The 13,713-nt window shown below is 57.3% G+C and carries 11 protein-coding genes; 7 read left to right on the top strand and 4 right to left on the bottom strand.

Annotation, left to right across the window (positions count from 1 at the left end; genetic code table 11):
* Window positions 1–11 precede the first annotated feature (11 nt).
* The 4 genes from AACZ19_RS14990 to AACZ19_RS15005 form a co-directional block, all read right to left on the bottom strand.
* A complete protein-coding gene (locus AACZ19_RS14990; protein ID WP_339635287.1) occupies window positions 12–248 on the bottom strand; it encodes a DUF2795 domain-containing protein in 237 nt (78 codons plus the stop codon).
* A 99-nt stretch (window positions 249–347) separates the two neighbouring features.
* Window positions 348–1,583 carry a cyclopropane-fatty-acyl-phospholipid synthase family protein gene (locus tag AACZ19_RS14995; RefSeq protein ID WP_339635288.1) on the bottom strand — a complete coding sequence of 412 codons (1,236 nt, stop codon included), beginning with the start codon at window positions 1,581–1,583 and terminating at the stop codon, window positions 348–350.
* Window positions 1,584–1,894: 311 nt separating this feature from the next.
* Window positions 1,895–2,389 carry a PAS domain-containing protein gene (locus tag AACZ19_RS15000; protein WP_339635289.1) on the bottom strand — a complete coding sequence of 165 codons (495 nt, stop codon included), beginning with the start codon at window positions 2,387–2,389 and terminating at the stop codon, window positions 1,895–1,897.
* Between the two features lie 22 nt (window positions 2,390–2,411).
* Window positions 2,412–3,431: a cation diffusion facilitator family transporter gene (locus tag AACZ19_RS15005; protein ID WP_339635290.1), complete on the bottom strand. Its 1,020-nt coding sequence runs from the start codon at window positions 3,429–3,431 to the stop codon at window positions 2,412–2,414.
* Window positions 3,432–3,567: 136 nt separating this feature from the next.
* On the opposite strand from AACZ19_RS15005, the gene gabD reads away from it, so the two are divergent.
* The 7 genes from gabD to gltX all read left to right on the top strand — a co-directional run bounded on the left by gabD (window position 3,568) and on the right by gltX (window position 13,699).
* On the top strand, window positions 3,568–5,049 hold the full coding sequence (gene gabD, locus AACZ19_RS15010; RefSeq protein WP_339635291.1) for an NADP-dependent succinate-semialdehyde dehydrogenase: 1,482 nt from the start codon (window positions 3,568–3,570) through the stop codon (window positions 5,047–5,049).
* Window positions 5,050–5,119: 70 nt separating this feature from the next.
* Window positions 5,120–6,475 carry a glutathione-disulfide reductase gene (gene gor / locus AACZ19_RS15015; protein ID WP_339635292.1) on the top strand — a complete coding sequence of 452 codons (1,356 nt, stop codon included), beginning with the start codon at window positions 5,120–5,122 and terminating at the stop codon, window positions 6,473–6,475.
* A 147-nt stretch (window positions 6,476–6,622) separates the two neighbouring features.
* Window positions 6,623–8,002 (top strand): 3-deoxy-7-phosphoheptulonate synthase class II, encoded by a 1,380-nt coding sequence (locus AACZ19_RS15020; RefSeq protein WP_339635293.1) that lies wholly within the window; start codon window positions 6,623–6,625, stop codon window positions 8,000–8,002.
* A gap of 12 nt (window positions 8,003–8,014) precedes the next feature.
* Window positions 8,015–9,169, top strand: a complete 1,155-nt coding sequence (locus tag AACZ19_RS15025) for a hypothetical protein (protein ID WP_339635294.1) — start codon at window positions 8,015–8,017, stop codon at window positions 9,167–9,169.
* Between the two features lie 103 nt (window positions 9,170–9,272).
* Window positions 9,273–10,628 carry an MFS transporter gene (locus AACZ19_RS15030; protein ID WP_339635295.1) on the top strand — a complete coding sequence of 452 codons (1,356 nt, stop codon included), beginning with the start codon at window positions 9,273–9,275 and terminating at the stop codon, window positions 10,626–10,628.
* Between the two features lie 81 nt (window positions 10,629–10,709).
* On the top strand, window positions 10,710–12,371 hold the full coding sequence (locus tag AACZ19_RS15035; RefSeq protein WP_339635296.1) for an NAD+ synthase: 1,662 nt from the start codon (window positions 10,710–10,712) through the stop codon (window positions 12,369–12,371).
* Window positions 12,368–13,699: a glutamate--tRNA ligase gene (gene gltX, locus AACZ19_RS15040; protein ID WP_339635297.1), complete on the top strand. Its 1,332-nt coding sequence runs from the start codon at window positions 12,368–12,370 to the stop codon at window positions 13,697–13,699. Before AACZ19_RS15035 ends, gltX begins: the two co-directional genes overlap by 4 nt.
* The last annotated feature ends 14 nt before the right edge of the window (window positions 13,700–13,713 follow it).

Here is a 13,713-nt window from a genome sequence, read left to right on the forward strand (position 1 = left end):
CTCCTTCTCCGTTAGCGCGCCTTTTTCGATGGCCACAGGTTCATCTGACCGGGTTCCTCTTCGATCAGGCCCAGCGCCGCGTTGATTTCCTCCATGCTGTTGTAGCCTCCGGCCGGCATCGCCCGCAGCAGGTTCATGGCCTCCGGTCCGGCGTCCTGATCCGCCGCATAGGCGATGATATCGACCTTTTCGGCGGGAAACGAGATGCCATCAATGACGTCTTCAATGTTTAGTGGGGCACGCTCCATTGGGAACTCCTTTCTCCTCATTAAACTCAACGTTTAACGGAAGAATTAGTTCCCTCGTTACTGCCGATAAATTAACGCCCTATGGCAGGGCAGGCGGAGCTATTCTGCGGCGACACGGGCGGGATTGAGTTCCTTTTCCTCGACCTCGTGAATATAGTCGCGCGTTAGCGGCAGGTCGGTGAGACGTTTCGAGAGCTGTATCTGGAACACGACAAGCCCGCTGTTGCGGAAGGAAACCTCGCTGGCGGCGAGATAGAATTCCCACATCCGGCAGAACCGGTCATCATAAATCTCGCGCACTGTTTCGAGCTTCTCCATGAAGCGCTTGCGCCAGTCGCGCAATGTCTCCGCGTAATGCACACGCAGAATTTCAACATCGGTCACATACAGCCCGGCTTTCTCAATCGCCGGGGTTACTTCCGATAAGGGCGGGATATAGCCGCCAGGGAAGATGTATTTCTGTATCCACGGATTGGTCGGTGACGGGCCGTCTGCGGTGCCGATGGTATGGATCAGGGCGACGCCGTCATCGGTCAGGATGGATTTTACTTTCTTGAAATACTGTTTGTAATGCGGCACGCCCACATGCTCGAACATGCCGACGGAGACGATGCGGTCGAATTTTTCGGTGACATCCCGGTAATCGGTGAGGCGATAATCGACCTTGTTCGAAAGGCCCGTCTGCCTGGCCTTTTCGCTTGCATAGCCAAGCTGGTTTTTAGAAAGCGTGACACCAGTGACCTTCACATCTGCATTCTCGGCGAGAAAGCGGGCCATGCCGCCCCAACCGCAGCCGATATCCAGCACTTTCTGCCCCGGCTTCAACGCAAGTTTGGCGGCGATATGCGCCATCTTCTGGACCTGCGCCTGTTCCAGACTGTCATTCGGAGTCTTGTAGTAAGCGCAGGAATACTGCCGGTTCTCATCCAGGAACAGGTCATAAAAATCATCGCTCAGGTCATAATGATGGGCGACATTCTTGAGCGAACGGCTTTTCGGGTTGAACTGGTTGAAGAACCAGTAAAAGCGATAGGCGAAATCGCCAAAACTGATCAGCGGATTACGCTTGCCCCAGCCGATATTCCGGGTAAACAAATCCAGCAGGTCATAAATGTTGCCATCTTCAAGGGTAAGGTCGCCATCCATATAGGCTTCCCCCAGATACAGCTTGGGGAAGAGGGCAAGCTTGCGGGTGACGGCTTTGGTATGCAGGCGCATTTTGACGGATGGACCGGGATTGCCACTGTCAAAAAGGATTTCACGCCCCTCCGGATCAATCACCGTGAGCGCGCCCTGCTTGATCAGGCGTTTGAGGATTTGAGATAAAAGTATCATATCAACTCCCGTCATGTCCGGCCAAAGACTATGCTGATATTATAACGCTCCTGCGGCGTATATGTTCCCTTGCAACTGAAAAATAAACTCGTTGAAGAGAGCCCAGCTTGTCTTCCTGCAGCAATGCGCAACGACCGGGCCCCGGACTGTCTGGTGATGTGGGCCCGTAAATACGCCTTGCCAGATCAACAGTTTCAAACAGATTTATCTAATTCTGAAACCTTGCCGGACAGAAATCAAGCCTATTTTTAAATGCCGGGAACAAGTAATTCCCTGTTTTCTGCTTCACGGGCGTGCAGTGTAGGCGAATCTTAACTGGTAAGGGACATCGCCCCGATAATGAAACTGATGTCACCCGTCGCGTTGGTAAGCGGGCAATCAACGGTTTCGAACGTCAGATACTGCTTTCCAAAAACATCGGCAACACCGGAACAGCGCCGTGCCGTCTTGCCAGCGACAAGGGTATCGAGATAGTCCGACAACAGCCGGATTTCGGGCAGCGGGTCCTGCTGCGTGATCTCATGCCCGCGCAGGGAAGTCCCAACGATATCCACCACGGTCTCTCCGTTCAGACGGGTAAGATATCTCCCCGGTCCCAGCACCTCAAGAAGATAGAGCGACGAGGCAATTTTCCAGTGTTTTGATATCTCGAAGTCGGCACGCTGAGGCAACTCTGGATGAAAGCCTTCCCACCATTGGTACAGCGAGCGGACAGTATCGGTCTCGAAGTCAGTCGCAGAGGTGACGCTTTCACGGATCACCTTGCGAAAATTATCAGAACGCTTCTGTTCTTCAATTTTACGCATATACACCACGTTGTTTGTCATTTCAGGGGGCAATGGATTTGCGGTGCGCGGTAAAATTCTGGGCTTCAATAAACACGCGCTTGACGTTAGGGAACTGCTGCTTGATCTGGGTTTCGAAATCACTGATGGCAGCCTCGACCTCGACGGAGTCAAGGGCGTCGGAAAAATCGAGACTGAGATTCACCAGTATATCGGTCGGCCCCATATGCATGGTCAGCAACTCGTTCAGGCTGACGATGCGGGCATCGTTGCCGATGATCTGCTCGATCCCCTCGGTGACATTCCCGCCCGCACTTTCGCCGATCAGTAGCCCCTTGCATTCGATGGCGAGCAGGACTGCGACGGCCGCGAGGATCGCCGCAATCACGACGGAAGCAACGCCGTCAAGCTCCGGTATCCCGAGATACTGCGCCAGGAAAATGCCGACAAGCGCGGTGACCAGGCCGAGCATCGCGGCTGTATCCTCGAACAGGATGGTGAAGATCGTCGGATCCTTGCTGTGCCGCACTTCCTGCCACAGGCCACGCGTGCCCCGGATGCGGTTGAATTCAAGATAGGCAACAGTCCAGGCCCAGCCCTCGAAGATAATAGCAAGGCCGAGCACCACATAGTTCCATGTCGGGTCAGTGATCACTTCGGGATTGCGGATATGCTTGATCCCCTCATAGAGGGAAATGCCAGAGCCGAGCGCGAAAATCAGGATGGCGACAACGAAGGCCCAGAAATATAGCTCCATCCCGTAGCCGAAAGGATGCTGCTTGTCTGGCTTTTTCGCCGCTTTTTTGAGCCCGTGCAGCATCAGGACCTGGTTTCCCGTATCGACCAGCGAATGCACGCCCTCACTCAGCATCGCCGAGCTGCCGGTGAAGAAAGCCGCCGTGAACTTCGACACCGCGATGAGCGAGTTGCCGATAAGTGCCGCGTAAATGACTTTTTTTGATCCGCTTGCCACAAATCCCCCGGGCCGCTTCCGGCATATGTTGATAAATCCATAAGGATCATTCGCGAGGAAGATACGGGGCCTTGTCACGAGTTTCAACATGACTCTTAACCTGAACGCGAAAAAAGGATTGAGGATGGAAGATTGACTCATACATAAACAGGCATAAACTCCGCTTTCTCTCGCGTCCCGGAAAATCGGGAAACGCATATGAGAAAGCCAACCAAAAGGAGCCGTTATGCTGGACAACAATACCAATCCCCTCAACCTGAAGGATCCCGATCTGCTGAGAATGCAGGGACTTGTGGCCGGCAACTGGTGCGACGCGGATGGCGGAGGCAAAATCGATGTCATTAATCCGGCCACTGGCGACGTGATCGGTACTGTGCCGGATATGGGTGTCCCCGAGACCCGCCGCGCGATTGAGGCCGCGAAAGACGCCATGCCGGGCTGGGCGGGCAAAACCGCGAAGGAGCGGGCGAACATTCTGCGCAAATGGCATGACCTGATGCTGGAGGCGACCGACGACCTCGCCAAGATCATGACCGTCGAGATGGGCAAGCCGCTCGCCGAGGCAAAAGGCGAGGTGGCCTATGCGGCCTCCTTCATCGAATGGTTCGCCGAGGAGGGAAAACGCATCTATGGCGACACCATCCCCGAACATCAGAGCGACAAACGCATTGTCGTCATCAAGCAACCGATTGGCGTGACGGTGGCGATTACGCCCTGGAACTTCCCGATTGCCATGATCACGCGAAAGGCCGCCCCGGCGCTTGCCGCTGGCTGTCCGATGGTGATCAAGCCGTCGGAACTCACGCCCTATTCAGCTTTCGCAATGGCTGTGCTGGCGGAGCGGGCGGGCATTCCCGCCGGGATCCTTGGCGTTGTGACAGGCGACTCGTCTGAAATCGGCAAGGAAATGACGTCCAATCCCATTGTAACCAAGCTGACGTTCACCGGCTCGACCCGGGTTGGAAAGCTGTTGATGGAGCAATGCGCGAGCACGGTCAAGAAAACCTCCATGGAGCTTGGCGGCAATGCGCCCTTCATTGTCTTCGATGACGCCAATCTCGATGAGGCGGTGGAGGCGGCGATGGCGTCTAAATACCGCAACGCCGGGCAGACCTGCGTCTGCGCCAACCGGATTTATGTACAGGAAGGGATCCATGACGCGTTCGTTAAAAAACTAACGGAAAAGGCGAAAGGGCTGAAAGTCGGCAATGGCCTGGAAGAGGGCGTGGCGCAAGGTCCGCTGATCACCGAGGCGGCGGTCGAAAAGGTCGAGAACCATATCAAGGATGCCCTCGACAAGGGCGCGAAACTTGAACTCGGCGGCCATCGCCATTCGCTCGGCCAGACCTTCTTCGAACCCACGGTCATGACCGGTGTCACGCAAGACATGAAGGTCGCGAAAGAGGAAACCTTCGGTCCCGTGGCGTCGATTTTCACCTTCAAGGACGAGGCCGATGTCATCCGGATGGCGAATGATACGGAATTCGGCCTGGCCGCCTATCTCTGTGCCCGCGATATCGGCCGCATCTGGCGGGTCGGCGAGGCGCTGGAATATGGCATCGTCGGCATCAACACCGGTATTATCTCGACCGAGGTCGCGCCGTTCGGCGGCGTCAAGCAGTCCGGCATTGGCCGCGAAGGCTCGAAATACGGTATTGAAGACTATCTGGAGATCAAATACATGTGTATCGGTGGCATCAACAGCTAAGCGCCGCCATATTATCCGGGGCCGCAGAAACCCGATGCCGTGACCGGCGTCTGACAGAGGAAGTTATAAAGTGGAATTCGATTACGATCTGTTTGTCATCGGGGCCGGCTCCGGTGGTGTCCGCGCGTCTCGCATCTCGTCAAGCCTCGGCGCGAAAGTTGCCATCGCCGAGGAATTTCGCGTCGGCGGAACCTGCGTCATCCGGGGCTGCGTGCCGAAGAAGCTGCTGGTCTATGCCAGCCATTTCTCGGAGGATTTCGAGGATGCCGCCGCCTATGGCTGGTCCGTCGGCGACGTAAGCCATTCCTGGGAAACGCTGATTGCCAACAAGGACAAGGAGATCGACCGACTGAATGGCATCTATCACGGCATTCTCGATGATAATAATGTCACGCTCTATCAGGCGCGGGCGACGATCATTGATAAGAATACCGTGCGCGTGGGCGATAAGTCGGTGACCGCGAAATACATCCTGATTGCCACCGGCGGCTCTCCTGTGATGCCGGACGTCCCGGGGATCGAGCATGCCATCTCCTCAAACGAGGCGCTGCATCTTGAGAAATTTCCCGAACGGGTCATCGTTGTCGGCGGCGGGTATATTGCCGTCGAGTTCGCCGGGATTTTCAACGGTCTCGGGGCGGACGTAATCCAGCTCTACCGCAGCACCCAGATCCTGCGCGGCTTCGATGCGGATGTGCAGCATTTCCTCGCCGCCGAATTGCAGAAAAAAGGTATCGACCTGCGCACCCATTCCAATCCGGCAAAGATCGAGAAAACCGACAGCGGCCTGAAAGTCACGCTGGAGGATGGAGATGTGCTGGAGACAGACGCGATCATGTATGCCACGGGCCGCAGACCCAACACCGCCGATCTCGGCCTTGAAAATGTCGGGGTCGAGCTCAAGGAAAATGGCGCGGTGAAGGTGTCGGCGCAATCTCAGACTTCTGTCGATAATATCTACGCGGTCGGCGACGTGACGGACCGGATCGCGCTCACGCCGGTTGCCATTCATGAGGGCATGGCCTTCGCCGAGACTGTTTTTGGCGATCGCCCGAGCGCGGCGGATCACGAAAATGTCCCCTCGGCCGTCTTTTCCCAGCCGCAGGTCGGCACCGTCGGGCTGACGGAGGCCGAGGCGCGGGAGAAATATGGCGAAGTGGATATCTATAAATCGGAATTCCGTCCGATGAAGATGACCCTGACCGGCGGAACCGAGAAGGCGTTCGTCAAGCTGATCGTCGATCAGAAGTCAGATGTTGTCATCGGTGTGCATATTGTCGGAGGCGACGCGGCGGAGATCATTCAGTCCGTCGGCATTGCCCTCAAATGCAAGGCGACAAAGGCACAATTTGACGCAACCGTCGGCGTTCACCCCTCGCTTGCGGAAGAAATCGTGACCATGCGGAAGACCTTTGTGGCGGCGTAATCTCGTCCGATTTTTACCGTATACGTATGATTTAAGCCTGTTTTTTGGTCATTTATCCATTAAATGGCTGGTTATGGATTGCGAAAACGGTAAAAGGCTGTAGATAATAGCGTTAATGAAGCGAAACTAATTTTGAGGAATATCGAGATGACTAAATCCTGGACCCCTGACAGCTGGAGACACAAAAACGCCCGCCAGCTGCCGACCTATCCGGATCTCGACGCGCTTGGCGCAGTGGAAAATGAACTGACATCCTTTCCGCCCCTCGTCTTTGCAGGTGAGGCGAGAAGCCTTAAGAAAAAGCTCGCGGCAGTGGCATCGGGGCAGGCATTCCTGCTTCAGGGCGGAGACTGCGCCGAAAGTTTCGCGGAATTCCATCCGAACACCATCCGCGATACCTTCAAGGTATTGTTGCAGATGGCGGTTGTCCTGACGTTCGGTGCCAATTGCCCGGTTGTCAAAGTTGGCCGTCTCGCCGGTCAGTTCGCGAAACCGCGCTCTGCGGACACGGAAACGCAGAATGGCGTCGAACTACCAAGCTACCGCGGCGACATCATCAACGGGTTTGATTTCACCGAGGAAGCCCGCGTGCCGGATCCTGCGCGCCTCCTGAAAGCCTATTCGCAGGCAGCCTCGACGCTCAATCTGCTGCGCGCCTTTGCACAAGGCGGTTATGCCGATCTGCATCAGGTCCATAGCTGGAACATGGGCTTCGTCGCCAGCGGCAAGCAGGGCGCCCGTTATCAGGAAATGGCCGACCGCATTCATGATGCACTCGCCTTCATGGAGGCATGCGGCGTGACATCGGTCAACACCCCGGAAATGGGCCGGACAGATTTCTACACCTCGCATGAGGCGCTGTTGCTGCCCTACGAGCAATGCCTGACGCGCGTGGACAGCACGTCCGGCGATTACTATGACACCTCGGCTCATATGCTGTGGATCGGCGATCGCACCCGCGATCCCGATGAAGCGCATGTGGAATTCCTGAGCGGCGTCGCCAATCCGATCGGTGTCAAGGCCGGCCCGACACAGACCGCGGATGGCCTGCTCAGGCTGATCGATACGCTCAACCCGAAGAATGAAGCGGGCCGGATGACGGTCATCTGCCGCTTCGGCGCTGACAATGTGGAGAAACATCTGCCCGATCTGATCCGGAAAGTCGAACGGGAAGGGCGGACGGTTGTCTGGTCCTGCGATCCGATGCATGGCAATACGATCAAGTCCTCAACCGGTTACAAAACCCGACCGGTTGATCGTATCCTGACCGAAGTGCGGCAGTTCTTCGATGTGCACCAGGCGGAAGGCACCTATGCGGGCGGCGTCCATTTCGAGATGACAGGCCAAAACGTTACCGAATGCATCGGTGGCGCGTTCGAGGTGACGGAAGAGGGCCTCAGCGATCGCTACCATACGGCCTGCGATCCGCGGCTTAATGCCAACCAGGCGCTGGAACTTGCGTTCCTGATTTCCGAAATGATCAAGAAGGAAAGAGGAAACGGCGCCGCTATCGCAGCTGCCTCGTAACCTGACAGGGACATGACAAGCCAGACGCCAGTTGACAAGCGGGAGACGGTGGACAGCTCCATCGCTGACCATACGGATCAGTACTTTAACAAGACCAAGCGCGTCATCGGGAAATTTGGCGATAAAACAGTAACTTACGCTGTTTTCATGCGACGTCCGGTTATCTTCTGCCCGCGCCTGATGCTGGACTGGCTGGAAGGCATCGCGAAAATGCGGGGCCATAGTTTCCAGATAGAACCCTGCTTCGAGGAGGGAGACTGGGTCGGCGCCGGCGAACCGCTTGTCTATATCACCGGCAGTTTCCACGACCTTGTCGATCTGGAAACGCTTTACTTGCAAAAGCTGGGGTCGGCCTGTGTCGCGGCCTATAACGCCTATGCCATGTGCTCCCACATGCCGGAAACATATTTTCTCGCCATGGACGCCCGTCATTGCGCCGGGTCGGAAATGGCAGAGTTGATGGCCTATGCCGCCTCCGTCGGCAGCCGCGCCGTGGTAAGGGAGCTGGGGGCCCTTGGTTTTATCGGCAACGCCAATAACGCGACGGCGCATTATTTCGGCAATGAATTCGGCTTGGGCACCATGCCTCACGCCCTTATCGGCTATGCGGGCAGCACCGTTCGTGCTGCGGAAATGTTCCATGAAAGCTTTCCGGACAATCCGCTGACAGTCCTTGTCGATTATTACGGCAAGGAAATTACCGACGCATTGGCGACCTGTCACCGGTTTCCCGAAATGGCGGCAGAGGGCCGGGTGTCCGTTCGCATTGACACCCATGGCGGTCGCTTTATCGAGGGGCTTGACCCCGCGACTTCCTATGCGGTGCTGGAACGGCACATGCCGCGCGGCATCCGCCAGTATCGCTCGGAGCAGGAACTGAAGTGGCTGGTCGGGACCGGAGTCTCGGCGGCAGCCATCTATCTGATGCGCGAAAAGCTGGATGAGGCCGGCTTCGACAAGGTGAAGATTGTCGCGTCCTCCGGCTTCTCGCCGGAGAAGTGCCGGACCATGGGCAACATGAAAGCGCCCATCGATGTGATCGGCACGGGATCGTTCCTGCCGGAGATTTGGCCGGAGACTTATGCGACGGCGGATATCATTTCTTACGACGGCGTCCCGGGCGTCAAAGTCGGCCGGGAATTCCTTCTGCGTAAAGAAAAACCCTGACATTCATTATCAGAACAGGATGTGTCGTTTTTTGATTGGCAACTGCTGGCAGATGTGATCAAAGCGGGCTTTACGCGAACCCTTTTGTAGCGGACGAAGTACGATGTATGCTGCGGTGAGAAATTCATGGCCTCTTTTGCTGGGGCTGGGCCTGCTGATGGTCGGCAACGGCCTGCAAATCAGCCTTGTCGGTATCCGTGCATCGCTGGAGGGATTTCCCGCCGCGATCACCGGTTTCGTCATGTCCGGCTACTATCTCGGATTCCTATTGGGTTCCATCGTCACTCCGAAGATTCTTGCGAATGTCGGTCATGTGCGCGTGTTTGCGGCTCTGGCCTCGCTCGCCTCCTCAGCGGCGCTGATGTATGTCGTCTTCGTGGACCCGATCGTCTGGGGCGTCATGAGGCTTATGACAGGATTTGCCTTTGCCGGACTCTATATCGTCTGTGAAAGCTGGCTCAACGATGCGGCGACGAACAAGACGCGCGGGCAGCTTCTCTCGGTCTATATGATCATCATGATGGGCGGCATGGCGGTCGGACAGCTTTTCCTCAACCTTGCCGATCCCGGGGGATATACGCTATTTATCTTTATTTCAGTGCTGATTTCCCTCGCCCTGATCCCGATGGCGCTGACGGCCAACGCGGCGCCCAATTTCACCGCCAGTGCCCGGCTCAAACTCAAGGAACTCTACAAGATTTCCCCGCTTGGCATGGTCGGCATGTTCGGACAAGGCGTCACCGGCGGCGCGTTCTATGGCCTGGGGGCGGTGTATGGCGATAATATCGGACTGTCTGTTGCCCAGATTTCCAGCTTCATCAGCGTGACAATCATGGGCGGCGTGTTATTGCAATGGCCCGTCGGGCGGCTGTCGGACAGGTTTGACCGACGCCTGATCCTAATGGTGACAACCATGCTAAGCGGCGCGGCGGCCGTTCTGGCGCTCTATGCCGGGGAAACCGGGAGCTTCCTGCTGTTCCTTCTGAGTGTCGGGCTGTTCGGCGGATTTTCGGTACCGCTTTACTCACTCTGTATCGCCCATACAAACGACCATATCGAAGTCGACAAAATGGTGGCGGCGAGCAGCGGCCTTATTCTCGTCAATGGTTGCGGCGCGATTTTCGGCCCGATCATCGTCGGTCCGCTGATGTCGCTGTTGGGGAGTTATGTCTTCTTCGGCTGGCTGGCGGTAGGCCATATTGCCATAGGTTTCTTTGCCATCTATCGGATGTATAAATCCCCGGCCACGCCGATGGATGAGCAAGGAGCCTTCGTCGCCATGCCGGTTCGTGTCGGTGGCGTTGTTGCCACCCTCAACCCGGAAACCGAAGAATGGATCAATGACGAGCCGCCCGCCTATAGTGAAGGCGAGGAGGACGAGAATGAACCCGCCAAAGAGGACCCGGAAGCCACCGACCTTCAGGATTGCGGCCCATCGCTGGGACCGAATAACCCCTGATTTTCGAAATTTTTGAAAGATTTCAGTCCAAAAGCCGATCTGGCGATTGCGGCGCGCGTCAAGGCGGGTTAGAAATCCTTCATGACAGACCAATTGAAAATTGCGCTGGCGCAGGCCAACCCGACTCTCGGCAGCCTTGAGGCCAATGTTGCGCTTGCCCGCGCCTTCCGCGAAGAGGCAGAGGCTCTCGGTGCGGATATCGTCGTTTATCCGGAACTCTTCCTGAGCGGTTATCCGCCCGAAGACCTGGTCCGAAAGCCCGCTTTTCAGCGGGCCACACAAAAGGCGATGGAAGACCTTGCGGAACTGACCCTCGATGGCGGCCCCGCCATGCTGATGAGCGCCCCGATGGTCGAGGAGGGGAAGCTCTATAACGCGGTCTGCCTTCTGGAGGGGGGAAAGATCGCCGCCCGCCGCTTCAAGAACAAGCTGCCGAACTATGGCGTCTTCGATGAATACCGTATTTTCAAGGCCGGACCGCTTCCCGGTCCCATCCCGTTCAAGGGGGTCCGGCTCGGGGTGATGATCTGCGAGGATATGTGGTTCCCCGAGGTTGCCGAATGCCTGGCCGAGACCGGCGCGGAAATCCTGATCGTGCCGAACGGCAGCCCCTATGACCATATGAAATCGGACGAGCGGCTCAACCACGCGGTCGAGCGGGTGACGGAAACCGGCCTGCCGCTGGTCTATGTCAACCAGATCGGCGGGCAGGACGAGCTTGTCTTCGACGGCGCGTCCTTTGTGCTCAATGCCGACCGCTCGCTCCCCGTGCAGATGACAAGCTGGAAGGAAATCCTGCTGGTCACGGACTGGCATCGCAAGGGCGACGGCTGGGTCTGCGAGACAAGCGAACTGGTCGATCCCGGCACGCCGATGGAGCGGATCTATCACGCCATGGTGCTCGGGCTGAAGGATTATGTCGAGAAAAACCGGTTTCCGGGCGTCGTCCTCGGCCTTTCCGGCGGGATCGATAGCGCCCTGAGCGCTGCCGTCGCGGTCGATGCGTTGGGACCGGACCGGGTGCATTGCGTGATGATGCCCTCGAAATACACATCGCAGGAAAGCCTTGATGACGCGGCGGGCTGCGCCGAAATGCTCGGCACCCGGCTCGATACCATCTCCATCGCGCCGGGCGTCGAGGCCATGGAGACGATGCTGGCGGATATCTTCGCGGGACAGGAGCCGGATATCACCGAGGAGAATATCCAGTCGCGCCTGCGCGGCATGACGCTGATGGCGATTTCCAACAAGCTGGGACCGATGGTGCTGACCACCGGTAACAAGTCGGAAATGTCCGTTGGCTATGCCACGCTCTATGGGGATATGTGCGGGGGTTACTCGGTGCTGAAAGATGTCTACAAGATGACCTGCTTCAAACTCTCCGATTGGCGGAATACGCATTATTCTCCGCTGTTTCGGGGACCGGACGGGCCGGTCATGCCCGAGCGGGTGATCACCAAGCCGCCATCGGCGGAGCTGCGCGTGGATCAGAAGGACGAGGACAGCCTGCCGCCATACGAAATCCTCGACGGCATTCTCCACGGGCTGGTGGAAGAGGAAAAATCCCTCGACGAACTGGTGACAGAGGGCTTTGACACCCATACCATCGCCCGCATCCAGAACCTGCTCTATATCGCCGAGTACAAGCGCCGGCAATCGCCACCCGGCGTCAAGATTTCGACAATGAGCTTTGGCCGCGACCGGCGCTACCCGATCACCAATGGATTCAGGGACAAGAGATGACCTCGATTTTTAGATTCGCCCCGAGTCCGACCGGATATCTCCATGTCGGTAATGCCCGGCTTGCCCTGATCAACTGGCTCTCTGCCCAGAAAGACGGTGGCGAGATGATCCTGCGCCTTGATGACACCGATCTGGAACGCTCGACCGAGGAATATGCGGATGCCATCCAGGAGGATCTGAAATGGCTCGGGCTGGAATGGTCGGACCTCAAGAAACAGTCGGATCGCACCGCGGCCTATACGAATGCGTTTGAGGCCCTGAAACAGGCGGGACGGCTCTATCCCTGCTACGAGACGGGGGAGGAGCTCGACTACAAGCGCAAGCGCCAGCTCGCCCGCAAACTGCCGCCCATCTATGACCGCTCGGCCCTGAACCTCAAGGATGACGAGATTGCAGCCTTCGAAGCCGAAGGGAGAAAACCGCACTGGCGATTCAAGCTCGATCAGGAGGTCATCCGCTGGGAAGATCTGGTGCGCGGCACCGTCGAGGTGGATGGCGCCAGCATGTCCGATCCCGTCCTGATCCGCTCGGATGGGCGACCGCTCTATCACATGCCCTCAGTCGTCGATGATATCGATTTCGGCGTCACCCATGTCATCCGCGGGGAGGATCATGTCAGCAACACGGCGTTGCATATCCAGATTTTCAAGGCGTTGGGCGCAAAAATCCCGACCTTTGGCCATATCCCGCTGCTGATGGGGCCGGATGGCGGACCGCTCTCCAAGCGGGAAGGGAGCCAGAGCCTCCGCGAGATGCGCGAGAGCGGGATCGAGGCCATGGCGCTCAACAGTCTGCTCGCCCGTCTCGGCACCTCGGATAATGTCGAGATTTGCCATGATCTGCAATCGCTCATCGACGGCTTCGATATCACCCGGTTCAGCCGCGCCGCCGCCAAGTTCGATCCGGCGGAACTCACCAACCTCAATGCCAAGCTCTTACATGAGACAAGCTGGAGCAAGGTGCGGGAGCGGATTTCCCTGCATGGCGCGGATGAGGCCTTCTGGAATGCCGTGCGGGGCAATCTCTCGACGCTGAAAGATGCAGAAATCTGGTGGCGGGTAGTCCAGGGACCGATGACGCCAGTGATCGAGGATGCGGACTTCCTCCGCGCGGCGGCGGCGGAACTGCCGGGCGGCGAGATCACGAAAGAGACCTGGAAAGACTGGACAACCGCGGTGAAGGAGAAGACCGGCGCAAAAGGCAAGGCGCTCTTCATGCCGCTCCGTCTCGCGCTAACCGGACAGCCGCACGGGCCGGAGATGAACAATCTGTTGCCCCTGATCGGCCGGGAAAATATACTCGCGCGCCTGACCGCCTCCGCCGACTGAGTTTAAGGAAAAAT

The organism is uncultured Sneathiella sp. (assembly GCF_963973085.1).
Classification (GTDB): Bacteria; Pseudomonadota; Alphaproteobacteria; order Sneathiellales; family Sneathiellaceae; genus Sneathiella.

Excerpts from the sequence above, each read along its gene's own strand:
- AACZ19_RS14990 (WP_339635287.1), bottom strand. The coding sequence starts at position 248 with ATGGAGCGTGCCCCACTAAACATTGAAGACGTCATTGATGGCATCTCG.
- AACZ19_RS14995 (WP_339635288.1), bottom strand. The coding sequence starts at position 1,583 with ATGATACTTTTATCTCAAATCCTCAAACGCCTGATCAAGCAGGGCGCG.
- AACZ19_RS15000 (WP_339635289.1), bottom strand. The coding sequence starts at position 2,389 with ATGCGTAAAATTGAAGAACAGAAGCGTTCTGATAATTTTCGCAAGGTG.
- AACZ19_RS15005 (WP_339635290.1), bottom strand. The coding sequence starts at position 3,431 with ATGTTGAAACTCGTGACAAGGCCCCGTATCTTCCTCGCGAATGATCCT.
- gabD (WP_339635291.1), top strand. The coding sequence starts at position 3,568 with ATGCTGGACAACAATACCAATCCCCTCAACCTGAAGGATCCCGATCTG.
- AACZ19_RS15020 (WP_339635293.1), top strand. The coding sequence starts at position 6,623 with ATGACTAAATCCTGGACCCCTGACAGCTGGAGACACAAAAACGCCCGC.
- AACZ19_RS15025 (WP_339635294.1), top strand. The coding sequence starts at position 8,015 with ATGACAAGCCAGACGCCAGTTGACAAGCGGGAGACGGTGGACAGCTCC.
- AACZ19_RS15030 (WP_339635295.1), top strand. The coding sequence starts at position 9,273 with ATGTATGCTGCGGTGAGAAATTCATGGCCTCTTTTGCTGGGGCTGGGC.
- AACZ19_RS15035 (WP_339635296.1), top strand. The coding sequence starts at position 10,710 with ATGACAGACCAATTGAAAATTGCGCTGGCGCAGGCCAACCCGACTCTC.
- gltX (WP_339635297.1), top strand. The coding sequence starts at position 12,368 with ATGACCTCGATTTTTAGATTCGCCCCGAGTCCGACCGGATATCTCCAT.